The organism is Pseudomonas sp. WS 5021, assembly GCF_012985535.1.
In the GTDB taxonomy this organism is placed as follows: Bacteria; Pseudomonadota; Gammaproteobacteria; order Pseudomonadales; family Pseudomonadaceae; genus Aquipseudomonas.
In genome coordinates this window covers 320,404-345,175 of record NZ_JAAQWP010000004.1, presented here as the reverse complement: position 1 = coordinate 345,175, position 24,772 = coordinate 320,404, and the positions used below count along the sequence as shown (strand labels likewise).

The window sequence follows — 24,772 nt, the reverse complement described above, 5'->3', positions numbered from 1 at the left end:
GCGTTACGCCTGCGGTGTTTCACAAGCAAGCTCGCACGCCCCTTAACAAAAACAATTCAAGGGAAGTCGTCATGAAAGAGAGTCTGAAGATTGCCGGTGCATTTGTCGGCGTGATCGTTGGTGCGGGGTTCGCCTCGGGTCGGGAACTGTTGCTGATGTTCGTCGATTTCGGCGTATGGGGATTGCTCGGCGCAGTGCTCAGCGCGGCGTTGTTCACCTTCCTTGGGATGGCGCTGGCGGGCATGGGAAACCGCCTGCGCGCCACCTCCCATAAAGATGTGGTGTATGCGTTGTGCGGGCGGCACCTGGGGGTGCTGGTCGACCTGATGATCACCTTTTTCATGTTTGCGGTAACGGTGGTGATGCTCGCGGGCGGCGGCGCATTACTGGAACAGCAGTTCGGCATCCCGGCCACCCTGGGCAGCGTGGCGGTCACCCTGGTGGTGATCGTTATTGTGTGCCTGGATGTGCACAAGGTCATCGGCCTGATCGGCTCGGTCACCCCGTTCTTGATCCTCACGGCAGTCGGCGTGGCGCTGTACGGCGTTGCCACCCGAGGCCTGAGCTTCCCTGAGCTGGACCAACTGGCCGCCCGCCAGAGTGCCGGCGCCAGCCATTGGCTGCTCGGCGCATTGCTGTACGTGTCCTACAACATTGTGGCCGGCGTACCGATCCTGGCAATCATGGGCGGCGCGGCGACAAGCGAAAAACAGGCGGTCTGGGGCGGAATTCTCGGCGGCGCCATATTGGGCCTGCTGATGCTGGTCATGAGCCTGGGGTTGTTGTCGCGCCTGGACAGCGTGGCGGATCTGCCGATGCCGATGCTGTCCATCGCCAGCGAAGTCTCGCCGGCGCTCGGGCTGCTGATGGCGGTGATTATCTTCTTGATGATCCTCAATACCGCCGTCGGCACTTTGTACTCCTTCTCGGCCCGCCTGCTGCCACCCGGCACCCGTACATTCCGGGTCGGTTCGGCGGCCTTTGCCACACTGGCCTTTGCCGGCAGCCTGATCGGTTTTATCAGCCTGGTCGGCCAGGTTTACCCGCTGTTTGGCTACCTGGGTTTCTTGCTGATCGCGGCCGTGTTGATTGGCTGGTTGCGCCTCGGGCGCCTGGCCGGGGCCACAAGCTAAACCCAAGGCTGATGGCTGGTCACGCAGTGAATGCCACCACCGCCGGCCGCAATGGCGTCGATATCCAGCTGCACCACCTTGCGTCCCGGATAGAGTCGGGACAACAGGTCGAATGCCTTGCGGTCGGCGGCCTTGTCGCCAAACTGCGGGGCGATCACGGCGCCATTGATCACGAAGTAGTTGATGTAGCCGGCGGCGTAGTCCGGATTGTCACGGCTGAAACGGTTGCTGCGCGGGTTGAGCGGCGGCGATACGGTGTGTATTTGCAACGGTCGGCCATCGGCATCGGTGGCCTGCTTGAGAATCTCCAGGTGGGCCAAGGTCACTTGGTGGTCGTAGGACTCGGGGTCGGTGTCCAGGTTGGCGATGACCACGCCCGGCGAGACAAAGCGTGCGTAAAAGTCGACATGGGCGTCGGTAATGTCCTTGCCCTTGATGCCCGGCAACCAGATGATCTTGCGCAAGCCCAGCCGGCTCTTCAGTTCGGCCTCGACGTCGGCCTTGCTCCAGCCGGGGTTGCGGTTGCTATTGATCCAACTGCTTTCGGTCATGATCCCGGTGCCGTGGCCGTCCACTTCGATGGCACCGCCCTCGCCCACCAGTTCGCTGCGGATATAGGTGGCGCCTGCCAGCTCGGCAACGTGAGCCGCCAGTTCGGCATCGTCGGCGTGCTGCTGCTTGTTGCCCCAGCCGTTGAAGTTGAAGTCCACCGCGCCCAACTGGCCATTGTCATCCACGACAAAGTTGGCGCCGGTGTCACGCATCCAGATGTCATCCAGTTCGGTGTGCACGAAGGTGATGTTGCGGGTGCCGCATTTTTCTTCGGCCAACTCACGCTCTTCTTCGCGGCAGAACACCGTGACCGGTTCGTACGCGGCAATCGCCCGGGCGATACGGCCCAGGGCGTCCTGCACAGCGGGGGTAAAGTCCTGGTGAATCGCCTCCTGGGCGCCGAAGGCGATAAAGGCACGCTGGTGTTTCTCACCCTCGTCGGGCATGAACCAGCGGCCCAGGAGTGCCGCCTGCACGGGCAGCCCCATGGAGGCGGCGGCGCCCAGGCTGGCCACCACAGCGGCCTGTTTGATGAATTGGCGACGTGTGCTCATGTGTACCTCTGTAGGTGCCGTCATTGACCGACGGCCGTCTTGAATTTAGTCCAAACCCGCATGCGTGCGCGCATATCGGCCTGGGGAATATCCTGGCCGGCCACCAGTCGCTTGAAGGTGGCGTCGTCCGGGTAAATGTCCGGGTTGTTGCCCATGGCCGGATCCACACTGGCGCGGGCCTTGGCATTGGCCGTGGGGTAGCCGGTGAAATTGCTGATGGCCGCCATGTTCTCCGGGCGCATGACAAAGTTGATAAACGCGTAGGCATATTCCGGATGCCGCGCATCCACGGGGATGGCCATGGTGTCCATCCATACCGTCGTGCCCTCGCGGGGGATGTGGTATTGGAAGCGCGCCTTTTTACCCGCCGCATCCGCCGCCCGTTGCGCCTGGGTCATGTCGCCGCTGTAGCCCAGGGACAGGCACAGGTTGCCATTGACCAGGTCAGTCACCGGCTGCGACTGGAACTTGCGGATGTATGGCCGCAGCTTGAGCAACAGGGCGCTGGCCGCGGCCAGGTCTTCGGGCTTGGCACTGCGCGGTTCGCGCCCCAGGTAGATCAGCGCGACGGCCAGTACTTCGTCGGGCGAGTCGATCAGCGAGATGCCGCAATCGGCAAATTGGCGCGCCAGTTCCGGCTTGAACAACAGGTCCAGGCTATTGACCGGCGCATTCGGCATGCGTTGTAGGATTTGCTCGGCGTTATAGGTCAGGCCAATCGTGCCCCAGGTGTAGGGCACTGTGGCCTGATTGGACGCGCGGTAATGACTGCGCAGTTGTTGCAGGCCTGGTTCGATATCCTCCAGCGCCGCAAGTTTCGCCGGATCCAGCGGTTGCAGGCTGCCGGCGCGCATCAAGCGCTCGCCCACCGTATCGCCGGGGAAGATCAGGTCATAGCCACTGCCACCGGCCATCAGCTTGGCCTCCAGGGTCTCGCTGCCATCCATCACGTCGTAGATCACCTGGATCCCGGTTTCGGCAGTAAAGCGAGCCAGGGTGTCTTCGGCAAAATAGTCGGCCCAGTTGTACAGGCGCAGGATCTTTTCGTCGGCCTGTACCGTCGGGATGACGATGCTCAGGGCCAGGGTGCAGTGGATCAGCTTCATGTCATACCCCTTGGGTCTGCCAGCGTGGGTGCAGATGGCGACCGTCCTGGGTCAGCAAGCCGCCATACATGTCCGGGCGGCGGTCGCGGTAGATGCCCCAGGTCAGGCGCTCTTCGGCCATGGCCGCCAGGTCCAGGCACTGGAGCAGCACGCCGCTGCTGGCGCGGTCGGCCTCGGCCAGCAGTGCGCCTTTGTGGTTGCAGATAAACGACGAGCCGTAGAACGCCATCTGCAAGGCCGGGTCGCTGGTCGCCACTTCCCGGCCGACACGATTGGCCGCCACCACCGGCAACAGATTGGCGGCGGCGTGCCCGCGCATGGTCATCTGCCAGTGATCACGGGAGTCCAGGCTGGCACAACCCGGCTCGGAGCCGATGGCGGTGGGAAACAGCAACACCTCGGCGCCCAGCAACGCCAGGCAACGCGCGGTCTCGGGGAACCACTGGTCCCAGCAGATACCCACGCCGAGGCGGCCGAACGCGGTGTCCCAGGCCTTGAAGCCGGTGTCGCCGGGGCTGAAGTATTCCTTCTCTTGATAGCCAATGGCGTTGGGGATATGGGTCTTGCGATACACCCCCAGCAGTTTCCCGTCAGCATCGGCCACGCTCAGAGAATTGAAGTAGGCGTTACCGGCCTTTTCGAACCAGCTCAACGGCAGCACCACGCCCAGCTCCCCGGCCAGCGCGGCGAAGCGCTTGAGCACCGCGCTATGGCGGTACTCCTCAGCCAAGGCCAGGTGTTTGTGTTGCTGTTCGATGCAGAAATACGGCGTGGCAAACAGTTCTTGCAGCAGGATGACCTGGGCGCCCTGGCTGGCCGCTTCACGCACCAGCCGTTCGGCTTGATCAAGGTTGTGCGGCAAATCCCAGGTGCAGGGCATCTGGGTGGTGGCGATGGTTAGCAAGGTCATGGCATCAGCCCTCCACCGGCCAGGCCGGCTGCTGCTGGGTGATGCAATGCACGCCGCCGCCGCCATGGGCCAGGTGGTTGATACGCACCGGTACCACCACGCGATCCGGGAATGCCTGGGCCAGTACCTCGGCGGCCACCTGGTCGGCCGCAATGCCATAGGCCGGCATGATGATCGCGCCGTTGGCGATGTAAAAGTTGGTGTAGGACGCGCAAAACACCTCGGCGTCGGCATCTACCGCCTCGCTGGCCTCAAAGAGCTCGATCAACTCGAACCGGCGGCCCTTGGCATCGGTCGCCAGCTCCAGGGCGCGGCGGTTTTCCCGTGCCACCTCGGCGTACACCGAACCCTGGTCGTGGGTGGCGTCCACCAGCAACACGCCGGGGCGGGCAAAGGCGCACACACCATCGACATGGCCGTCGGTCATATCCCCGGTGACGTAATCCGGATCGCCCGGCAGCCAGATGGTTTTTGTCACCCCCAGCCAGCGCGCAAAGAACGCCTCCATCTCGGCCTTGCCCATGCCCGGGTTGCGATTGGGGTTGAGCAACACCGACTCGGTGGTAATCAACGTGCCCTCACCGTCCACATGAATCGCCCCGCCTTCATTGCTCAACGGTGTGCCAAAGCATGGCAGGCCCAAGTGGTTGAGGGTGCGCCGGGCCAGGCTTTCGTCCAGGTCGTGGGCCGACTTGCCGCCCCACGCGTTAAAACGCCAGCTCACACCGGCCAGGCCCAATTGCGGGTGGCCAATAAAGCTGGGGCCGGAGTCGCGGCACCAACTGTCGTTGACCGCCAGCGCGATCAGTTCGATGTTGGGGCCGCACAGGGCTTTGGCCGTGTCGAGTGCACAAGGGTCAACCACCAGCTTCACCGGCTCGAACCGCGCGATGGCATTGGCGACCCGCGCAAAATCCGCCTGCACCTGGGCCAGGGTCACGCGCCATCCCGCCTCCCAGAGTGCCTGGTTATGGGGCCAGACCATCCAGGTCGCAGCGTGCCTGGCCCATTCCGCCGGCATCCTCCAGCCGCTGTGTGGCATCTCGTTCTGCAGCATGACAACCCCCTTCTGAGTTAAGCCTTTGTGTTCACCGAAAACGACGTACACGCTATGGGGATCCATGCTACGTTTGGCCAAACCGCCAAACAAACGATGGATTTTGCAGGTAAATGATTAGAGAAACTTATCAGCATGCTTAAACACTGGCCGCCCCTGGGGGCACTGCGCGGCTTCGAAGCGGCGGCGCGGTTGGGCAGTTTTCACAAGGCTGCCAACGAACTGCACCTGACCCAATCGGCCATCAGCCAACAGATCCGCAGTCTCGAAGCGTACCTGGAACAGCCGCTGTTCTTTCGCAACGGGCGCAGCGTCGCCCTGACCGATGCCGGCCATGATTTCCTCAGCACCACCCAGGCCCTGTTGCAACAGTTGTCAGTGGGCGTACGTCGGCTGGGGCAGTACCGCAAGGCCAATCAACTGGTACTCAACACCACGCCCGCCTTTGCCCGCCACTGGCTGTTGCCGCGCCTGGCCGACTTCCGCCGACACCACCCGGACGTGGATTTATGGCTGTTCAGCACCGACGAAGTACCCGACATGGCCACCCAGACCATCGACCTCGCCGTGCGCGACGACATCAGCGCCCAGGCCGAGTGCAGCTTCAAAGTGCTGCACACCGACCGCCTGTATCCCGCCGCGCACCCCAGCGTACTGGCCCTGCCCCACGAGCAACGCACCACCCTGCATGGCGAGCGGGAAATGGACTGGAGCCATTGGGCGGTGGAAGCCGGGATCGACGTGGGCCAGCAGGACCAGGGCCTGAACTTCTCCGACCCCGGCCTGCTGCTGGACGCAGCCTGCGGTGGCCTGGGCATCGCACTGGTCAGCCAGTTACTGAGCCAGCACGCGCGGGACAACGGCCTGCTGCAACCTTTGGTCGACGCGACCATTCGCGGCCCCAACTGGGCCTTGCTGACCCACCGCGACAGCGAAAACGACCCACTGGCGCGCAGCTTCAGCCAGTGGTTGCTGGACAACCTGGCGCAGGGTGCCCCGACATGAGTCAAGGACTGGAAGACATCCTGGCCGAGCGGCTGGCCGTGATTTTTTGCGGGATCAATCCGGGCCTGCTGGCAGCCGCCCAGGGCCATCATTTTGCCGGACGCAGCAACCGCTTCTGGCGCACCTTGCACCTGGCTGGGTTTACCCCACATCAAGTTCAGCCCGAGAATGATCGGACAATCTTGCAGTACCACTGCGGGCTGACGACCGTCGTGGAACGGCCAACGGCGCGGGCCGATCAACTGTCCCAGGATGAATTCAAGGCGGCGGCCGAGGGCTTTGAAAACAAAATCCGCCAGTATGCACCGCGCTATGTGGCGTTCCTGGGCAAGGCGGGTTATTGCGCGTTGTCGGGGCAACGCGAGGTGGCGTGGGGGCTGCAACCGCGGACGTTGGGGGATGCTGCGGTGTGGGTGCTGCCCAATCCCAGCGGGCGGAATCTGGCGTTTACGTTGGAGCAGTTGGTGGCAGCGTATGGGCGGCTCTGTTTGGCAGCATTCCCCGAGACGGGCAAGTAGCGTCAGGGACCAAATCGCGAGCAAAAAAAAGCCTGCATCGCTGCAGGCTTTTCTCTATCTGGCTCCACGACCTGGACTCGAACCAGGGACCCAATGATTAACAGTCATTTGCTCTACCAACTGAGCTATCGCGGAATGCGGCGTATCTTACTGATTGAAAAGGATAAGTCAAATATTTAATGCACTTTTACGTACGCGATTCCAGCGAGTCTGGCAAATTTGGGGAGATTCAACTTTCAGCAGCCTCACTCACAACCTACAAAAAAGCAGGAACCCTCCGACTGGATCATCAAAGCGCTTGAGCTGAATATTTCGCCGGTGTCGCCGAAACTCTTTACCATCCCAGCCAACATTAACCCACCAAGACCTACCCATTCGACAAGGAGTCGGACTACGTGAAAAAACTGCATGACCATCCCTTTTTCAAACCGCGCCCCCCCACCACTCCCCTGACGCCGGAAACACCCAAGCTATCTTTAGGCACGCTGCTCTCACTGGCAGCCGTGGTGATCTCGATTGCCGCCGCGTCGATTTCCTTCTGGCAACTGGACCTGATGCGTGAGCATAACCGACTGTCCGTACGGCCCTACCTGATGATCACACCGCATTTAACGGCGCAAAAAAGCGGCCTGTACCTGTCCAATGAAGGGATTGGGCCGGGCATCATCACTGCGTTCAGCATTCGCGTTGGCGATGAACACTTCGATGGGCTGGGGGACAGTCGCTGGCCCGCCGTGCTGGAGAAGGCGCGCTTGAATCCTGAATGTTTCGCCAAAGGCTGGCCCACCAAAGGCTCAGCCGTAAGGCCGGGAAATGACATCGTGATTCTGGAGCCGACTAAAAGCACCCAGTTCGGCCCCTTGTGCCTGCTGCAAATGAGCCTGTTCCTACAAAGGAATGACGTATTTGTGCAGATGGACTACGAGTCACTCTACAAGGAGCCCTTCACCTTTTCTGCGCCCTTGAAAATGAATGAAGCCATGGATATGGGCGCGTTGAGCAAAATATTTCAGTAGCAGCCCAACGCGCGCCCATCACGGCAACTGCTCAATAACCCCGTTACTCTTCAGTTGCCCCAACTGCTCACCAGACAACCCCAACCGCCCCGCCAACACCTCATCCGTATGCTGCCCCAGCATCGGCGCTGGTCGCACGTACTCCACTGGCGTGCCAGACATCTTGATCGGGCTGCCAACCATGGCGAAGTCGGGGTTTTGCGGATGGGGGATCTTCACCATCAAGCCACGGGCAATCACCTGCGGCTCTTCCAGGGATTGCGCGATGTTGTTGATCGCCCCCACCGGCACTTTCGAGGCATGGATGCAGCTGACCCACTCATCTGCCGTGCGGCCAAGGAAGTGCGCCGACAGCAGCTCGACGATTTCGGCCCGATGGGCGACACGGTCGGCATTGCGCCGAAAACGCGGGTCGTCCGGCAGGTGTGGCAGACCGATGCTGTGGCACAAGGCGATAAATTGGCTGTCGTTGCCACAGGCGATGATGAAGTCGCGGTCGGCGGCGCGAAACACCTGGTACGGCACGATATTGGCGTGGGCATTGCCAAAGCGCTGGGGCACTTTGCCGGAGGCCAGGTAGTTCATGCTCTGGTTGGCCAGGGTTGCCACTTGCACATCCAGCAGGGCCATATCGATGTGCTGGCCGACGCCGGTGCGTTCGCGGCTGAGCAGCGCGGCCTGGATCGCCACGGTGGAATACAGCCCGGTCATCAGGTCAGAAAATGCCACGCCGACTTTTTGCGGGCCGCCGCCCGGCAAGTCGTCGCGCTCACCGGTAATACTCATCAGGCCGCCAATGCCCTGGATGATGAAGTCGTAGCCGGGCTCTTGCGCACGCGGGCCGGTCTGGCCGAAGCCGGTGATGGAGCAATACACCAGGCGCGGGTTGATCTGGGCCAGTGTCGCGTAGTCCAGGCCGTAGCGCGCCAGGGAGCCGGCCTTGTAGTTTTCGATCAGCACATCGGAGCTGGCCGCCAGCGCCCGTACCAGTTCCTGGCCTTCGGTACTGGCCAGGTCGATGGCCACCGACAGCTTGCCGCGGTTGGTGGACTGGTAATACGACGCCTGCCCGGACGACTCGCCGGTGTCGGTCTTCATCCATGGTGGCCCCCAGCCCCGAGTGTCATCGCCGCTCTGCGGGCGCTCGATCTTGATCACTTCCGCGCCGAGGTCCGCCAACACCTGGCCACACCATGGGCCGGCCAACACCCGGCTCAAATCCAGTACACGCAAACCTGTTAATGCACCCATTGTTTTTATTCCTGAAAGTCTGTGTCAGCCGATTGCCGGCTCTGGATGGCGCAAGGAAATCCCCAGCAACGCACGGCGTCTCAGCCAGGGGCTGGGGCGGTAGCGTGGGTCGTGGGTGATCTCGCACAGGCGCTGCAAAATCGTCAAAATCCTGCGGGGCCCGAGGGCGTCGCCCCAAGCCAGCGGGCCATGGGGGTAACCGAGGCCCAGGTGTACCGCCTGATCGATATCCTCGACGCTGGCGATGCGCTGCTGCGCAATGTCGCAGGCCAGGTTGACCACCATCGCCAAGGTACGCTGGGCCACAAAGCCAACACTGTCGCCAATCACCGTCACCCCCACGCCATCCCTGGCGAGCAAGGCGTGGGCAGCGTCACGCATCGGCGCGGCAGTCAGCGGGTTTTGCATCAGGGTGCGATGGCGCGACAGGTCGGGCAGAAGGTCAATGCACAAGGTGCGCGCCGGATCGGTGTGGAACCACTCGCAGGTGGCGGTCGCATCGCGGCCGTAAGGTGCCAGCAGGCACAACGCAGCGGGCGACGGCTGCGCGCCCGTCTCCAATTGCGCGCCAAGGTTGATCAGCAAGGTGCTGAGGCGTTCGTGGTCTTCGGGGTTTTCCGTGGCGATCCACACCGGTGGCAGCGTGGTAACAGTTGGCACCGGCTGCGGCTGTGGGCCGTCGATCCTCTGGCCATTTTCGTAGCGGTAGAAACCCTGGCCGGTCTTGCGTCCCAGGCGCCCACCCACCAGCATCTGCCGGGTCAGGGCCGAGGGTTTGTAGCGCGGCTCCTGATAGAACTGGTTGTAGATTGATTCCATGACCGGGTGGGAAACGTCCAGGCCGGTGAGGTCCAGCAGCTCCAGCGGCCCCATGCGAAAACCCGCACCGTCGCGCAGGATGCGGTCGATATCGCCCCCCTCGGCAATGCCTTCATCCAGCATCTTCAAGGCTTCGGTGCCGTAGGCACGGCCGGCGTGGTTGACGATAAAACCGGGAGTGTCCTTGGCCCGCACGCCACGATGGCCGGTGCGCGCGACAAATCCCAGCAAGGCCTCGCCGACGGCTGGCGCGGTGGCCAGGCCGTCGATGACTTCCACCACGCGCATCAGCGGCACCGGGTTGAAAAAGTGCAGGCCGGCGACTCGCCCAGGATGCTGGCAACCCGCGGCAATCGCCGTGACCGACAGCGATGAGGTGTTGCTGGCGAGGATGCACCCCGGCGTCACGATGGACTCCAACTGGTGCAGCAGGCCACGCTTGGCATCGAGGTTTTCGACAATGGCCTCAACCACCAGGTCGCAATCGTGCAGGGCGTCAAGGCTGGTGGCCACGTGCAGGTTGTGCAACGCGCTGTCCATGGCCGCCTGGGTGAGCTTGCCCTTGCCGACCAGCTTGGCGAAGGTCGCGTCGAGGCTGTCGCGAGCCGCCTGCGCCGCGCCATCGCGGGCGTCGAACAAGCGCACGCGCACGCCGGCCTGGGCGGCAATCTGCGCGATGCCGGCGCCCATGACGCCAGTGCCCACCAGGCCCATGATGTTGATCGAATCGGCCATGGTTATTCCCCGAGGTAGTTGGGTGTGCGTTTCTCGAAGAACGCCGCGGCGCCCTCCTTCTGATCCGCAGAATCGAACAGCAATTGGAACGCCTTGCGCTCCAGTACCAGGGCGCTTTCCAGCGGCAGGTCGGCGCCCGCAAGCATCACTTCCTTGATCTGCTCCACCGCCAGCGGCGGCAGCGCGGCGATCTGCGCCGCCAGCTCCAGGGCTCGTGGCAAGGTCTGGTCGTCGGCCACCACCTCACTGAGCATGCCCATGGCCAGGGCTTCGGGGGCCTTGACCATGCAGCCAGTCAGGGCAATACGCATGGCCTGGAATTTTCCCACCGCACGCACCAGGCGTTGTGTGCCGCCGGCACCCGGCATCAGGCCGAGCTTGACCTCAGGTTGGGCAAAACGCGCCGATTCGCCGGCCACGATCATGTCGCAATGCATCGCCAACTCGCAGCCACCGCCCAGGGCAAAGCCGTTGACCGCAGCGATCACCGGTTTCGGGCAACGGCTGATCGCTTCCCACAGGTACTCGGTGTGTCGGCGATACATCTCGATAGGACTGGCGCTGGCGAACTCCTTGATGTCGGCGCCCGCCACAAAAAACTGCTCGCCACCGGTCAGCACAATGACGCGCACATCCCGGCGCCGGGCCAAGGCACGAAAGTGCCCGGCCAGTTCCTCACGCACCTGGGCGTTAAGGGCATTTTTGACGTCGGGGCGATGGATGCGCACCACGGCAACGCCATTGTCCTGGACGTCGAGGTGGACCACGGGTTGATCAGGATTAGCCACATGTACTCCTGCTGCAATGTTCTTGTTAGTGCGGTCAACGTTAGTTTCGCTATGCGAAATAACATTCCGTATTTAGCCATTATCATAGGTATCGACCCGGCGGGTGTAAATGCAAAAACCGCAACGCCCAATGAAATCTCGATTAACTCATTGTTTATTGAAGGTTAATTAGGAACGCACGGAGAAAACCAATCAGTTGCTTAGTTTCGCACTGCGGAATACAATTTTGTTTTGTTGATTTTATAAAAAAAGAGGGACTACCATGCGCCGCACACCAGAGGCACCTGCAGGCAGCAACGGGTTCGAACATCTGCGGGTGGATCCGATGAATAGCGAGGAGGAGGAAGACAAGGACCGCCAGTTCATCACGGCCCTGGCCCGTGGCCTGGAACTGCTGCGCTGCTTTACCCCCAGCGAAAGCGTGTTGGGTAACCAGGAACTGGCGCGCAAGACCGGCCTGCCCAAGCCGACGATTACCCGCATGACGCACACCCTGACCCGCTTGGGTTACCTCAAGCACCTGCCGCAGTCGGGCCGGTACCAGTTGGATGTGGGGGTGATGGCGTTTGGTTACGCGATGCTTTCCAACCTGTCGGTGCGGGCCGTGGCCCACCCGCTGATGGAAACCATGGCCAAGTACGCCCAGGCCGCCGTCGCAATGGCCACCCGGGACCGCCTGGACATGGTGTACCTGGACGTGGTCCAGGGCGAAGCGAACATGACCATGCGCCGCCAGGTCGGTACGCGCCTGCCGCTGCACTTGAGTTCGGCGGGCCGAGCTTGCCTGGCGGCGATGCCGGAAAACGAGCGTGAGTTCATGCTCGACCATATCCGCCAGCGCCATCTGGAGGATTGGCCGACGATTCGCAAAGGGCTGGAGCGCGCGTTCAGGGACTACACCGACTTCGGCTATTGCATGTCGATCGGGGAATGGCACCGCGATGTCAACGCCATCGCCGTGCCCATGCTGCACGCACAACATGGGCTGTTGACGTTCAACTGTGGCGGGCCGAGTTTCCACCTTTCCCGGGAAAAACTCGAAGACGACATCGGGCCGCGTCTCAAGCACATGGTCAACAACATCGAGGCCGCCGCCCGCTAGACAGATCGGTGCACGGCCTCGGCAGATCAAACAACAGGCCCGCCGAACGGGCCGCCGAGGAATGCACATGATCCGAGACCCGCAAACGCTGCATCTGCTGCTGGACTCCATTCGCCAGTTCGTCAATGAAGCGCTGATCCCACGGGAAAACGAAATCGCCGAGACCGATGAGATCCCGGCGGACATCGTCCAGCAATTCCAGGACATGGGCCTGTTCGGCCTGACCCTGCCCGAAGCCTATGGTGGCCTGGGCGTGACCATGGAAGAAGAAGTCTGCATCGCCTTCGAGCTGGGGCGCACCTCGCCGGCATTCCGTTCCTACTTCGGCACCAATAATGGCATTGGCTCCATCGGCATTCTGCTGGACGGCACCGAGGCGCAGAAACAGCACTACCTGCCCAAGCTGGCCAGTGGCGAGTTGCTCAGTTCGTTCTGCCTGACCGAACCGGACGCAGGCTCCGACGCCGCCTCGCTGAAGACCACCGCCGTGCGCGATGGCGAGCATTACCTGATCAATGGCACCAAGCGCTTTATCACCAATGCGCCCCATGCCGGGATTTTCACGGTGATGGCCCGCACCAACCCGGATATCAAGGGCTCGGGCGGGATCAGCGCGTTTATCGTCGAGCGCAATACGCCGGGGGTGTCCCTGGGCAAGCGCGACCACAAGATGGGCCAGAAAGGCGCCCATACCAGCGACGTGATTTTCGACAATGTGCGGGTCCCCGTCGGGCAACTGATCGGCGGCGTCGAAGGCGTAGGGTTCAAGACCGCGATGAAGGTGCTCGACAAGGGCCGCCTGCATATCGCAGCGGTCAGCGTCGGCGCCGCCGAGCGCATGCTCGACGATGCCCTGCACTACGCCATCGACCGCAAGCAATTCGGCCAGCCGATTGCCGAGTTCCAGTTGATCCAGGCGATGCTCGCCGACAGCAAGGCTGAAATCTATGCGGCCCGCTGCATGGTGCTGGACGCGGCGCGCAAGCGTGACGACGGCCTGAACATCGGCACCGAAGCCTCCTGCGCGAAGATGTTCGCCACCGAAATGTGCGGCCGGGTGGCAGACCGCTGTGTGCAGATCCATGGTGGCGCAGGTTATGTGAGCGAGTATGCGATCGAACGGTTCTATCGCGATGTACGGCTGTTCCGGCTGTATGAGGGTACGACCCAGATCCAGCAGTTGGTGATTGCACGCAACATGATTCGCGAGGCCCAGCACTAACCCCGCCTCTACGGTGGGAGCCGGCAAGCCGGCTCCTACAAGCCCCCATAAACCGTGCCCTACAACTACAACAAGGTATCGCTATGGAAGTCGCCGCATCGGCGGGTGCGTTGTCGCCCGCAAAAAACAACCTGTGGATCATTGTTTTCATTTTCTGCTTCCTCGGCCTCTTGATCGATGGCGCAGATTTGATGCTGCTGTCCTACAGTCTCAGCAGCCTGAAAGCCGAGTTCGGCCTGACCAGTGTCGAGGCCGGCAGCCTGGGCAGTTTCACCCTGGCCGGGATGGCGGTCGGCGGAATTTACGGCGGCTGGGCCTGTGACCGCTTTGGCCGGGTCAAGACCGTGGTGTGGAGCATCGTGCTGTTCTCGGTGGGCACCGCGATCCTTGGCCTGACCCACAGCTACTGGCAGTTTGCGGCCACCCGTTTCTTCGCCTCCCTCGGCCTGGGCGCGCTGTATGTCGCCTGCAACACCCTGATGGCCGAATACGTGCCGACCCGCTACCGCACCACCGTGCTTGGCACCTTGCAGGCCGGCTGGTCGGTGGGCTATATCGTCGCGACCTTGTTGGCCGGCTGGATCCTGCCGGACCACGGCTGGCGCTGGCTGTTCTACGTGGCGATCATCCCGGTGATCCTCGCCGTGCTGATGCAACGCCTGGTGCCGGAGCCCCAGGCCTGGCTCAACGCCCAGGCCGAACGCGCGCGGGAAAAAGCCGAAGGCACCCAGCGCGTCTCGGCGAAAAAGCCCGATGGCATGTTCAAGCTGATTTTCAGTGATCCCAAGGCCAGCCGCATGTTCCTGCTCTGGGCGCTGACCGCAGGCTTCCTGCAGTTTGGCTACTACGGGGTCAACAACTGGATGCCGTCCTACCTCGAAGGCGAGTTGGGGATGAACTTCAAGTCGATGACCAGCTACATGGTCGGCACCTACGCGGCAATGATTTTCGGCAAGATCCTCGCCGGCCTCGCGGCCGATCGCCTGGGGCGGCGCGTGGTGTTTGCCTTCGGCGCATTGGGGACGGCGGTGTTCCTGCCGGTGATCGTGCTGTACCAGAGCCCGGAGAATATCCTTTGGCTGCTGATTGTCTTCGGCTTCCTGTATGGCATTCCCTACGGCGTGAACGCGACCTACATGACCGAGAGTTTCGAGGCGAAATTCCGCGGCTCAGCCGTGGGCGGCGCCTACAACATCGGGAGGATCGGCGCGGCGGTCGCGCCGGCAGCCATTGGCTTCCTGGCGTCCCACGGCTCGATTGGCGTGGGCTTTTTGGTGATGGGCGCGGCGTACTTCATCTGCGGGGTGATCCCGGCGCTGTTCATCCGCGACAAGCAGTTTGACCCGCAAAAACAATAACCCCGCTGTCGGTGCCGGCTTGCCGGCGATAGCGGCGCGTCAGGCCAATACGCTATCGCCGGCAAGCCGGTTTCTCCAATGGGCACTCGCACCAATCCCCCTGGAAAACCTAGCCGTTTTGCCAGTTACTTAAACGTTTTGTTCAAACTATCGTGTACCCCACCAATTTTTGATGGCAGGGCCGGAAATGGAATTCATCGAACAGATCCGCCAGGGCTACGCCGCCTTTCGCGGCTACCAGACCTGGTACCGCGTGACCGGCAATCTCGACAGCGGCAAGACCCCACTGGTCGTCCTCCACGGCGGCCCCGGTGGCACCCATGACTACCTGGACGCCTTCAAGGACGTGGCCGCCAGTGGGCATGCGGTGATTCACTACGACCAACTGGGCAATGGCCACTCCACCCACCTGCCCCACCAGCCCGCCGGTTTCTGGACGGTTGAGCTGTTTCTCGAAGAGCTGGACAACCTGCTCGACCATCTGCGCATCAGCGACCATTACGCAATCCTTGGGCATGCCTGGGGCGGCAGGCTCGGCAGTGAACACGCGCTTCGCCAACCCCGGGGCTTGCGCGCCTTGATCGCCGCCAACCTGGCGGCCGGCTTCGATGACCAACCCTTGTGCCGGATCAACCCGTGGCCCGAAGAAGTGGCACGTACCTTCGCCCAGATGGCGGCCGATCCTACGGTTTACAACGCCCTGCACGGCCCGATCAGCATTGGCCGGCTGACGCAGATCCAAGTGCCAACCCTGATAATTTCCGGGCGGCATGACCAGGCCACACCGCTGGAATTCAAGGCGTTCCTCGATGAAATCGCCGATGTACGCGCAGCGCTGTTTGAAGACTCCAGCCATATGCCCCATGTGGAGGAGCGCCAGCCGTGCATGGGCACGGTGGTGAAGTTTTTGGATGAGGTGTGCTCACCAACGGTCTTCTAAACACCACCAATCAAATGTAGGAGCGATCCGACAAGCCCGCTCCCACATTCAGTTTTTTGCGGTGTTTTGGCTACACCTCGCTGGTTTCAGCCCGCCCCGCCACCGTCGCTTTCTGCAGTGATGCATCCACCAGCGGGATCTCCTTGCCCTCGGCATCAAACAATTTGCCCTTGCTGAAATAATCCCCGTCGCGCAGCGCCGCCACATCCTGGAAGCACAGGCTGCGCTCGGTGCCGGCGACGAACACCGACTGCTGGTCCGAGTTGCCGGCAGTGAAGTGGTTGAACGCCAGGTTCAGCAGGATCGCCATGATCGCCGAGGAACTGATCCCCGAGTGGAAGATGGTCGCGAACCAGCTGGGGAACTGATCGTAGAAGCTCGGCGCGGCGATGGGGATCATGCCGAAACCGATGGAGGTGGCGACGATGATCAGGTTCATGTTGTTACGGTAATCAACCTTGGACAGCGTGCGTATCCCACTGGCCGCCACGGTGCCAAACAACACGATCCCGGCGCCGCCCAGCACCGAGGTCGGTACTGCGGCAATCACCCGGCCCATGAAGGGCAGCAGGCCAAGGATCACCAGGAACAGGCCGCCCGTGGCCACCACATAACGACTCTTGACCCCGGTCACCGCCACCAGGCCGACGTTCTGGGCGAAGGCGCTTTGGGTGAACGAACCGAAGATCGGCGCGAACATGCTCGACAGCATGTCGGCACGCAGGCCGTTGCCCAGGCGCTTGGAGTCAACCTTGGTGTCGATGATCTCGCCCACCGCCAGAATGTCCGCCGAGGTTTCCACCAGGGTCACCATGACCACGATGCACATGGACAGGATCGCCGCCACATGGAAGGTCGGCATGCCGAAATGGAACGGCGTAGGGAAGCCGATCATCGGGCCCTGGGTCACGGTAGAGAAGTCCGCCATGCCCAAAAACACCGCGATCAATGTGCCAAACACCATCGCCAGCAGGATCGACAGGCGCGAGATGGTGGCGCTGCCCACTTTGCTCAGCAACAGCACCAGCACCAGGGTGATGGCCGCCAGGCCGATGTTCGGCATGCTGCCAAAATCAGCGGCACGGCTGTTACCGCCCATGGCCCAGCGGGCGGCGACCGGCATCAGCGTCAGGCCGATGGTGGTAATCACGATCCCGGTCACCAGCGGCGGGAAGAACTTGGTAATTCGCGAGAATATCGGGGTAATCAGCAGCCCGATCAGCGACGCGGCCATCACCGCCCCCAGGATCGCCGGCACACCGCCTGCGCCATCGCTGCCGACAATCGCCACCATGGTCGCCACACCGGCAAACGACACCCCTTGCACCAAAGGCAACTGACAGCCAAAAAACGGCAGGCCCAGGGTTTGCAACAGCGTGGCCAGGCCACCGGCAAACAACGACGCGGCGATCAACAGGCCAATATCGGCGGGGGATAGCCCGGCCGCCTGGCCGACAATCAACGGCACGGCCACGATACCGCCGTACATGGTCAGTACATGCTGCAGGCCGTAAGCCATGTTGGCAGCGACGCCAAGATTCTCATCTTCTGGCCGTTGCGGTGACGCCTTCGGGATAGTCATGGTGAGGGGATCTCTGTTTTTGTTGTGCGCTCACTGTATGCAATAGAAAGATTGGATGTCCATAGAATTGTATACAATCATTTCCACAAGATACCCGGCATCGACGTTACAAAAATCCATTCAGCCGCCCTGCCCCAAGGCTTGAAGCCGTGCCCACAAGGATCTGAAAAAAATGCTCAACCGCACGCTGCGCATCCACTCTGCGGCCATTTGCTACTTCGATATGGTCCGCCGCTGCCATTCGATCCGCGAAGCTGCGCGCCGGCTGAACGTGGCGTCGTCGGCGGTGAACCGGCAGATTCTCAAACTTGAAGACGAAGTCGGCGCGGCCTTGTTCGAGCGCTTGCCCGGTGGGTTGCGCCTGACCGCTGCGGGGGAAATCCTGACCCGCCATGTCACCCTGGTGTTGCAGGATGTGGAACGGGTGCGCGGCGAACTCGAAGGCCTGAACCAGGTGCAGACCGGGCATGTGGAAATCGCCACGGTGGAAGGCGCGACAGTGGAGTTGCTGCCAGCCGTGCTCAAGCGCATGCGCCAGCGCTACCCGGCGGTGACCATCGGGGTGACCGTGCAGGGTTCACAATCGATTCCGGCGGCGGTGATCAACGGCCAGGCAGACCTGGGGCTGGCCTTTGCCCTGCCACGCAGTGCGGAAACCACACAGTTGTGTGTCGGGCATTTCCGCCTGGGTGCGTTGGTGGCACCGGGGCATCCACTGGCCTCACACGCCAGCGTCAGCTACACCCTGTGCGCTGAACACGGGGTGATCCAGGCCAACAGCGAGCTGTCGATCCATCACCTGATTGCCCCGCTGCACAAACGTTCGCCGGCTGCGCACAAGCCGTTGCTGCAAAGCAATTCCATGGAACTGGCGCGGCAGTTGGCGCGCCAGCAATTGGGGGTGGCGTTCCAGACGCGGATCGGGATCGAGGCCGATTTGGCCAGGGGTGAGTTGCTGCACATCCCCTTGAGCGACCAGGGCGGGATGTTCAGCGACCTGGGGCTGTATGCGCGCAAAGGTCGGGATTTGCCTACGGCAGTGGAGTCGATGGCCCACCTGATCAGCGAAGAAATCGCTTTGCGCGAACGCGAAGAATCACCCTGTACACCGCGTATTTCCTGACCTTCAGGCCAGCTTCAGTGCTGCCGATTCGGCAGCAGCCCAGTCGATATTCTGTTCTTTGAGCAGCACGGCGGTTGTGTCGATACTGCGCCCGGCGGCCCCTGCACGGCTGCCATGAGCCAAACGCCAAAGGAACTAAAACAATGAAAAAGGCACTGCACGGCGCAACCGTATTACTCACGCTCCTCGGCGGCGGGGAGGCTGTCGCGGTGGAATGGATGAACAACAGCGTAGGATTTCGCTACGGGCAACAGTTCACCAATCCGAACAACCCTGACGATTTCAGCAAGCGCATCTACAGCTTCACCCACGCCAGCGGCTACCAGTACGGCAGCAACTTCCTACATCTCGATGTATTCCTGTCCGACAGCCGCGATCCGCGCAAGGGCACCGATCACGGTGGCAGCGAGGTGTATGCGGTCTACCGGCACCAGTTGTATGCATCACGGGTATTCGACATGCCGCAGGGCACCGGGCTGATCAAGGATTACGCGCTGACCCTGGGGTTCGACGCCAACCGCAACAACAACCTGGCGTCGGCGAAAAAACGCGCCCTGGTGATCGGGCCGACCCTGAAGTTCAATACGGTCGGGGTGCTGGACCTGAGCCTGATGTACTACAAGGAAAACAACCATTCCGGCATCCCAGGCGCGAAAGATCCGAACCACACCTTCGACGACACCTACATGCTCAACCTGACCTGGATGCGCCCGTTCGAGCTCGGCAACCATGGCGCGAAGTTCCAGGGGTTCATCAACCATGTCGGCGACAAGGGCCACGACTACAACAGTCGCGACACCGCCGCAGAAACGCTGATGCGCACGGCACTGATGGTCGCCGTCCGGCCGGGCAAAAGCGTAAAGCCCAACCTGTACCTGGGCGTGGGCTACGAATACTGGCATAACAAGTTTGGCGTGGACGGCGGCCGTGGCAGCCGCACCTCAACGCCAACCCTGAATATGGAAGTGACGTTTTAAGCTGCCGCCAACTGCGACTCGTCCGACTTGGGCCGCGCCAGCCAGTAACCCAACACCGCCAGCGGCGCGGTCGCCAGCATCACGATCACCGTGACCAGCAATGGCTGCTCCAGCAGCGACGACACCAGCAGGCTGGCGACAAAGCACAAGCCCAGTTGCAGGGTGTTTTGCAGTGCCGCAGCCTTGCCGGAGTTTTCCGAAAACGGCATCAGCGCATTCGCCACTACAATCGGGTAGCTGGCGCCGTTGACCAGGGCCATCAAGCAGAACGGAATCAGCAAGGTGGTCAGCGTCGGCACCGTCAAGGTCGCTACCAAATACAGCGCCACCATGCTCACGCAATACGCCACCAGTAACCAGGGCAACAAGAGTTTGCCCTGGAACCGTTGCAAGGCGCTGCGGCAACTGTAGCCACCCACCAGAAACGCCAGGGTCGGCAGCACATAGCTCAGGCCGATGTCATTAGGGCTGTAACCCATGCCACCGAGAATAAACGGCGAGGCCGTGAGCCAGGCGAAGAAGCTGGCGGAGCACGCGGCGAAGATCAGCACATTGCCGATGAACACCCGCGACTTGAACAGTTGCCCGTAGCCCAACCTGGGTTTTTCGCCGTCGGCGGCCAGGCGTTTGGGCATGGATTTGAGAAACAGGGTCGGTAATAGCAGCAACAGCGAAATACCCAGCAACACGGCGAAGATCGCCTGCCAGCCCCAGTGATTCAATACCACCGCGCCCAAGAGCGGCGCCAGCGCCGGTGACAGGGACATCAGCGGCATGATGCTGGCAAACACCCGGTGCGCCTTGTCAGCCGGGTACCGGTCAATCACCAGCGCCTGCCAACTGACTGCGGCGCTGCACACCCCAATCGACTGTACAAAACGCAAGGCCAGCAGTTGCGGCGCGGTCTCGACCCAGAACATCCCCAGGCAGCCGAGCACGAACAGGCTCAGGCCGGCCAACAGGATCGGCTTGCGTCCCAGGCGATCAGACAGCGGGCCCCAGAGCAGTTGCCCCACGGCAAAACCGGCGAGGAAGATGCTCAAACTGGCCCCCACCGCACCGGGGGAAATCTGCAAGTGTTCGCCCATGGCGCCGAACGCGGGCAAGTACATATCCATGGCCAGATAGCCGAGCATGCTCAGCCCCGCCAGGTACCAGGTGAAACCAAAAGAGTTTTTCATTGAAGCCTTGTTAGTCCTGCCATCAAACAATTTGCTGACTGGCGCCTATTATGAGGCTGACAGTTGCGCTGTGAAGCGATAATAATTGGACACTCTTATCAATATTTTTGAAGGCAATGCCCATGTGGTCCGAATACTCCCTGGACGTGGTGGATGCCGTGGCCCGTCACGGCAGCTTTAGCGCCGCCGCCCAGGAACTGCACCGCGTACCCTCGGCCATCAGCTACACCGTACGGCAAATCGAGGAGTGGTTGGCGGTGCCGTTGTTTATCCGTCGCCACCGGGATGTGGAACTGACCCCCGCCGGCCGCCTGTTTATCGACGAGGCCCGTGGCGTGATGAAAACCATGCTGGGCACCCGCCGACTGTGCCAGCAAGTGGCCAATGGCTGGAGCGGCCAGCTGAAAGTGGCGGTGGATTCCATCGTCAAACAGCAACGCTGCCGGCAACTGGTGCTGGATTTCTATCGCCAGTTCCCGGAAGTGGAACTGCTGCTGGAGTACGAGGTGTACAACGGTGTGTGGGATGCCCTGGCAGACGAGCGCACCGATATTGTGATCGGCGCCACCAGCGCGGTGCCGGTGGCCAGCCACTTCACGTTTCGCGACATGGGCTTGTTGAACTGGCTGTGCGTGGTCAGCGCCCGGCATCCGCTGGCACAGGTCGAGGGTTTGCTCAGCGACGATCAATTGCGGCCCTTTGCGTCGCTGTGCATGACCGACACCTCACGCAACCTGCCCAAGCGCGACACCTGGACCCTGGATAACCAGCGACGCCTGGTGGTCCCCAACTGGGCCTCGGCCATGGATTGCCTGCAGGACGGGCTGTGCGTGGGCATGGTCCCGGCGCACCTGGTGCAGCCATTGATCGACAGCGGCGAACTGGCCGCCCTGGAACTGTCCCGGCCCTTCCCGGCCAGCCCGTCCTGCGTGGCCTGGGCCCAGGACAAACTGTCACCGGCCATGGCCTGGCTCCTGGACTACCTGGGGGATAGCCAGACCATGAACCAGGAGTGGCTCAACGGGCCCGTTTCACAGTAACCGAGCGATGCCCCGCACAATCATCTCCACTTCCTTGCTATCCAGGGTCAGGGGCGGCAGCAGGCGAATAACCTTGCCCCGCGTGACATTGAGTAACAATCCCTGTTCGCGTGCGGCCCGTTCGGCCAGGTCGCGCTGCGGCGTGGCCAGTTCAATGCCGATCATCAGTCCGCGCCCACGGATCGCCAGCACCTGCGGATGTTCGCTCAATTCCACCCGCAGCCGCGCCAGGAGGCGCTCGCCCTGACGCGCGGCGTTCTCCAGCAGGCCTTGTTCCTCGATGATATCCAGCACCGTACAGCCCACGCGACACGCCAGCGGATTACCGCCAAAGGTGCTGCCATGGCTGCCGGGGGTGAAGAGTTTGGCCACCGAGGCACGGGCCAGGCAGGCGCCAATCGGAATACCGTTGCCCAGGCCTTTGGCCAGGGTCATGACGTCCGGGACAATGCCCTCCTGCTGGAAAGCAAACCAGGTGCCGGTCCGGCCAATGCCAGTCTGGATCTCATCGAGCATCAATAACCAACCGTGCTGGCTGCAGTGGGCGCGCAAGGCCTGCAGATAACCCGGCGGGGCCAGTTGCACGCCACTTTCGCCCTGGATCGGTTCCAGCAATACAGCCACTATCCTGGGCCCGAACTCACGGGTCACCGCGTCCAGTGCCGCCAGGTCGCCAAAGCCGACCTTGATGAAATCTCCCGGCAAACGCTGGAACCCCAGGCGCACCGATGGCCCGTCGCTGGCGGCCATGGTGCCCAGGGTGCGGCCGTGGAAGGCGTTCTCCATGACCACCACCAGCGGCTGCTCGATGCCTTTTTTCCAGCCATACAGGCGCGCCAGTTTCAGCGCGGTTTCATTGGCTTCGGCGCCGGAGTTGTTGAAGAACGCCTGGTCCAGGCCGGATAGCCGGGCCAAGCGTTGGGCCAGGCGCTGCTGCCAGTCGATGCCGTACAAGTTGGAGGTATGCAACAGCAAGCCGGCCTGCTCGCTGATTGCCACCGCCAGTCGCGGATGGGAGTGACCGACATTGGTCACGGCGACACCGGCCACGGCATCCAGGTACTCACGACCCTGCTGGTCCCACAGGCGGGTGCCCAGGCCACGGGTGAAGCTCAGGGGCAAGGGTTGATAGGTGTTCATCAGGCAAGCGGCGGTCATGGCATCGGGCTCCATCGTAGTCAGGGCCTCAGTATCGTTAGCCACTCAAGCTGGATAAACTGCGCAGATCTGCAATGACTTTAAACCAAGGCTTGATAATGGACCTGTTCCAGGCAATGACCGTCTACGTCAAAGTGGTGGAGACCGGCAGCATGACCGCAGCGGCCCAGGCGTGCGGCCTGTCGACCACCATGGTCGGCAACCACCTACGCGCCCTGGAGCAACGCCTCGGCGTCAGCCTGCTCAAGCGCACTACCCGCAAGCAAAGCCTGACCGAGTTCGGCGGCCTTTATTACCAGCGCTGCCTGGAGGTGCTGGGGTTGGTGGCCAACTCCGAGCAGTTGGCTGAACAGATCCACAGCGAGGTGCCACAAGGGCTGCTGCGCATCACCGCGCCGCCCGCGTTCGGTGCCGAGCGCCTGGCACCGGCGCTCAGCGAGTTCTCCCGGCGCTACCCGCAGATCCAGCTGTACGTGGTGCTGAGCAATCAAGCGATGGACCTGATCGACAGCGGCTTCGACGTCGCAATACGCCTGGGAGAGCTGCAGCCTTCCAGCCTGATCGCCCGGCCCTTGCAGGACTACACCATGACCCTGTGCGCGTCGCCGGATTACCTGGCCCGCCGGGGTACGCCGCAGCAGCCCATGGATTTGCAGGAGCATGACTGCCTGGCATTCGCCTACCCATCGACCGATGACTGGCGCAACGCCGACAAACTCTGGCGCCTGCGGGGGGCAGCAGGTGAAGTCGAAGTCGCCGTATCCGGGCCCATGACCATCAACAGTTCCCAGGCCCTGCACCGCGCGGCCGTCGAAGGCATGGGCATCGTGATGCTGCCCGACGCGCTGGTTGGCGCCGACCTGCAGGCCGGCCGGCTGGTGGCGCTACTGCCAGGCTATCAGTCACCCTCGCGCTCGATGCACCTCTTATATGCACAGGATCGCTATCGCCTGCCCAAGCTGCGGGCCTTCGTCGACTTTGCGATCGAACAATGGGCGCGCTAGAAACTCACTCCCAGGGCCTGTAGCTCACGACGGGTCTGCGCGGGTGATACGTGATGAATACCGTGCCAGCCCAGGGCGCTGGCGGCATGGGCGTTTTCGGCCACATCGTCGATAAACACCAGCTCCTCGGGCTGGATATCCGGCAGATGGGCGCACACCTGGTCGAGGCTGGCATGGTAGATCGCCGGGTCAGGCTTGATTAGCTTCACCTCGCCGGACACCACGATATTGCGAAAGTGTTTCAGGAAGGGATAGTTGGCGCGGGCGTAGGGGAAGGTTTCTGCGGACCAGTTGGTCAGGCCGAACAGCGGCACTTTGGCCTCATGCAAGTCTTCGAGAATCGCCACGCCGTCGGCGAGCGAGCCGCGCAGCATTTCATGCCAGCGGTCGTAGTAGGCCCGGATCAGCGCCTCATGTTGCGGGTGTTTGGCAATCAGGCTGTGGGTGCCTTCAGCCAGGGTGCGTCCAGCGTCCTGTTCGGTATTCCAGGCCTGGGTGCAGATGTTCTCGAGGAACCATTGGCGCTCCTCGTCACCGGTAATCAGTTTGCGGTACAGATGCTGCGGGCTCCAATCGAACAGGACACCGCCAAAGTCAAAAACTACTGCACGAATCGTCATGAAGATCCTCCGTTAGCCGAG

At 62.1% G+C, this 24,772-nt stretch carries 23 protein-coding genes and 1 tRNA gene; 12 read left to right on the top strand and 12 right to left on the bottom strand.

The features are described from left to right. Positions 1–71: 71 nt before the first annotated feature. Positions 72–1,133, top strand: a complete 1,062-nt coding sequence (locus tag HBO19_RS15045; RefSeq protein ID WP_170057776.1) for a hypothetical protein — start codon at positions 72–74, stop codon at positions 1,131–1,133. Here the strand turns inward: HBO19_RS15045 and HBO19_RS15040 are convergent. From HBO19_RS15040 to HBO19_RS15025, 4 genes are read right to left on the bottom strand one after another with little or no spacing between them, the layout of a single operon-like run. Then, positions 1,130–2,239 (bottom strand): agmatine deiminase family protein, encoded by a 1,110-nt coding sequence (locus HBO19_RS15040; protein ID WP_169953365.1) that lies wholly within the window; start codon positions 2,237–2,239, stop codon positions 1,130–1,132. The two genes, HBO19_RS15045 and HBO19_RS15040, sit on opposite strands and share 4 nt — an antisense overlap. 20 nt (positions 2,240–2,259) lie before the next feature. Beyond that, complete coding sequence (locus HBO19_RS15035) at positions 2,260–3,345, bottom strand: extracellular solute-binding protein (RefSeq protein WP_169953363.1); 1,086 nt, start codon at positions 3,343–3,345, stop codon at positions 2,260–2,262. A gap of 1 nt (position 3,346) precedes the next feature. Beyond that, positions 3,347–4,255 (bottom strand): N-carbamoylputrescine amidase, encoded by a 909-nt coding sequence (gene aguB / locus HBO19_RS15030; protein ID WP_170057775.1) that lies wholly within the window; start codon positions 4,253–4,255, stop codon positions 3,347–3,349. A gap of 4 nt (positions 4,256–4,259) precedes the next feature. Next, on the bottom strand, positions 4,260–5,312 hold the full coding sequence (locus tag HBO19_RS15025; RefSeq protein ID WP_170057774.1) for an agmatine deiminase family protein: 1,053 nt from the start codon (positions 5,310–5,312) through the stop codon (positions 4,260–4,262). Between the two features lie 135 nt (positions 5,313–5,447). Here HBO19_RS15025 and HBO19_RS15020 point away from each other — a divergent pair, with 135 nt between their 5' ends. After that, a complete protein-coding gene (locus HBO19_RS15020) occupies positions 5,448–6,317 on the top strand; it encodes a LysR substrate-binding domain-containing protein (RefSeq protein ID WP_169953357.1) in 870 nt (289 codons plus the stop codon). Further along, a complete protein-coding gene (gene mug, locus HBO19_RS15015; protein WP_170057773.1) occupies positions 6,314–6,835 on the top strand; it encodes a G/U mismatch-specific DNA glycosylase in 522 nt (173 codons plus the stop codon). The genes HBO19_RS15020 and mug overlap by 4 nt, the downstream gene beginning before the upstream one ends. Before the next feature lie 59 nt (positions 6,836–6,894). On the opposite strand, the gene HBO19_RS15010 is transcribed toward mug, so the two are convergent. Next, positions 6,895–6,970, bottom strand: a tRNA-Asn gene (locus tag HBO19_RS15010). Between the two features lie 260 nt (positions 6,971–7,230). Between HBO19_RS15010 and HBO19_RS15005 the strand changes: the two genes are divergently transcribed. Continuing rightward, a complete protein-coding gene (locus tag HBO19_RS15005; RefSeq protein WP_170057772.1) occupies positions 7,231–7,851 on the top strand; it encodes a hypothetical protein in 621 nt (206 codons plus the stop codon). Between the two features lie 18 nt (positions 7,852–7,869). Here the strand turns inward: HBO19_RS15005 and HBO19_RS15000 are convergent, their stop codons facing one another. Genes HBO19_RS15000 through HBO19_RS14990 form a run of 3 tightly spaced genes read right to left on the bottom strand, consistent with a single transcriptional unit; the run spans position 7,870 to position 11,444 of the window. Beyond that, entirely contained in the window at positions 7,870–9,102 is a 1,233-nt protein-coding gene (locus HBO19_RS15000) for a CaiB/BaiF CoA-transferase family protein (protein ID WP_170057771.1), read from the bottom strand. A 24-nt stretch (positions 9,103–9,126) separates the two neighbouring features. Beyond that, positions 9,127–10,656: a 3-hydroxyacyl-CoA dehydrogenase gene (locus HBO19_RS14995; RefSeq protein WP_170057770.1), complete on the bottom strand. Its 1,530-nt coding sequence runs from the start codon at positions 10,654–10,656 to the stop codon at positions 9,127–9,129. 2 nt (positions 10,657–10,658) lie between these two features. Beyond that, positions 10,659–11,444 (bottom strand): enoyl-CoA hydratase, encoded by a 786-nt coding sequence (locus HBO19_RS14990; RefSeq protein WP_170057769.1) that lies wholly within the window; start codon positions 11,442–11,444, stop codon positions 10,659–10,661. 262 nt (positions 11,445–11,706) lie between these two features. Between HBO19_RS14990 and HBO19_RS14985 the strand changes: the two genes are divergently transcribed. From HBO19_RS14985 to HBO19_RS14970, 4 genes are all read left to right on the top strand, one after another. Further along, positions 11,707–12,546 (top strand): IclR family transcriptional regulator, encoded by an 840-nt coding sequence (locus HBO19_RS14985; RefSeq protein WP_169953341.1) that lies wholly within the window; start codon positions 11,707–11,709, stop codon positions 12,544–12,546. A 67-nt stretch (positions 12,547–12,613) separates the two neighbouring features. Beyond that, positions 12,614–13,768, top strand: a complete 1,155-nt coding sequence (locus HBO19_RS14980) for an acyl-CoA dehydrogenase family protein (protein ID WP_170057768.1) — start codon at positions 12,614–12,616, stop codon at positions 13,766–13,768. A gap of 83 nt (positions 13,769–13,851) precedes the next feature. Further along, positions 13,852–15,126: an MFS transporter gene (locus HBO19_RS14975; RefSeq protein ID WP_170043403.1), complete on the top strand. Its 1,275-nt coding sequence runs from the start codon at positions 13,852–13,854 to the stop codon at positions 15,124–15,126. 187 nt (positions 15,127–15,313) lie between these two features. After that, on the top strand, positions 15,314–16,066 hold the full coding sequence (locus tag HBO19_RS14970; RefSeq protein WP_169953333.1) for an alpha/beta fold hydrolase: 753 nt from the start codon (positions 15,314–15,316) through the stop codon (positions 16,064–16,066). Between the two features lie 70 nt (positions 16,067–16,136). Here the strand turns inward: HBO19_RS14970 and HBO19_RS14965 are convergent, their stop codons facing one another. After that, complete coding sequence (locus HBO19_RS14965) at positions 16,137–17,648, bottom strand: nucleobase:cation symporter-2 family protein (protein ID WP_169953331.1); 1,512 nt, start codon at positions 17,646–17,648, stop codon at positions 16,137–16,139. Positions 17,649–17,820: 172 nt separating this feature from the next. Here HBO19_RS14965 and HBO19_RS14960 point away from each other — a divergent pair, with 172 nt between their 5' ends. Together HBO19_RS14960 and HBO19_RS14955 are read left to right on the top strand one after the other, a co-directional pair. Continuing rightward, entirely contained in the window at positions 17,821–18,771 is a 951-nt protein-coding gene (locus HBO19_RS14960; RefSeq protein ID WP_076961310.1) for a LysR family transcriptional regulator, read from the top strand. 143 nt (positions 18,772–18,914) lie between these two features. Further along, positions 18,915–19,748, top strand: coding sequence for a nucleoside-binding protein (locus tag HBO19_RS14955; RefSeq protein ID WP_170043402.1), 834 nt, complete (start codon positions 18,915–18,917; stop codon positions 19,746–19,748). Here the strand turns inward: HBO19_RS14955 and punC are convergent. Continuing rightward, on the bottom strand, positions 19,745–20,929 hold the full coding sequence (gene punC, locus HBO19_RS14950) for a purine nucleoside transporter PunC (protein WP_169953329.1): 1,185 nt from the start codon (positions 20,927–20,929) through the stop codon (positions 19,745–19,747). The genes HBO19_RS14955 and punC overlap by 4 nt on opposite strands. Before the next feature lie 122 nt (positions 20,930–21,051). On the opposite strand from punC, the gene punR reads away from it, so the two are divergent. Next, on the top strand, positions 21,052–21,969 hold the full coding sequence (gene punR, locus HBO19_RS14945) for a DNA-binding transcriptional activator PunR (protein ID WP_169953328.1): 918 nt from the start codon (positions 21,052–21,054) through the stop codon (positions 21,967–21,969). On the opposite strand, the gene HBO19_RS14940 is transcribed toward punR, so the two are convergent. Then, positions 21,961–23,127 carry an aspartate aminotransferase family protein gene (locus HBO19_RS14940; RefSeq protein WP_170057767.1) on the bottom strand — a complete coding sequence of 389 codons (1,167 nt, stop codon included), beginning with the start codon at positions 23,125–23,127 and terminating at the stop codon, positions 21,961–21,963. The genes punR and HBO19_RS14940 overlap by 9 nt on opposite strands. A 98-nt stretch (positions 23,128–23,225) precedes the next feature. Between HBO19_RS14940 and HBO19_RS14935 the strand changes: the two genes are divergently transcribed. Further along, positions 23,226–24,131, top strand: coding sequence for a LysR family transcriptional regulator (locus tag HBO19_RS14935; protein WP_170057872.1), 906 nt, complete (start codon positions 23,226–23,228; stop codon positions 24,129–24,131). Here the strand turns inward: HBO19_RS14935 and HBO19_RS14930 are convergent. Continuing rightward, on the bottom strand, positions 24,128–24,751 hold the full coding sequence (locus tag HBO19_RS14930) for an HAD family phosphatase (RefSeq protein ID WP_169953326.1): 624 nt from the start codon (positions 24,749–24,751) through the stop codon (positions 24,128–24,130). The genes HBO19_RS14935 and HBO19_RS14930 overlap by 4 nt on opposite strands. Positions 24,752–24,772: the final 21 nt, after the last annotated feature.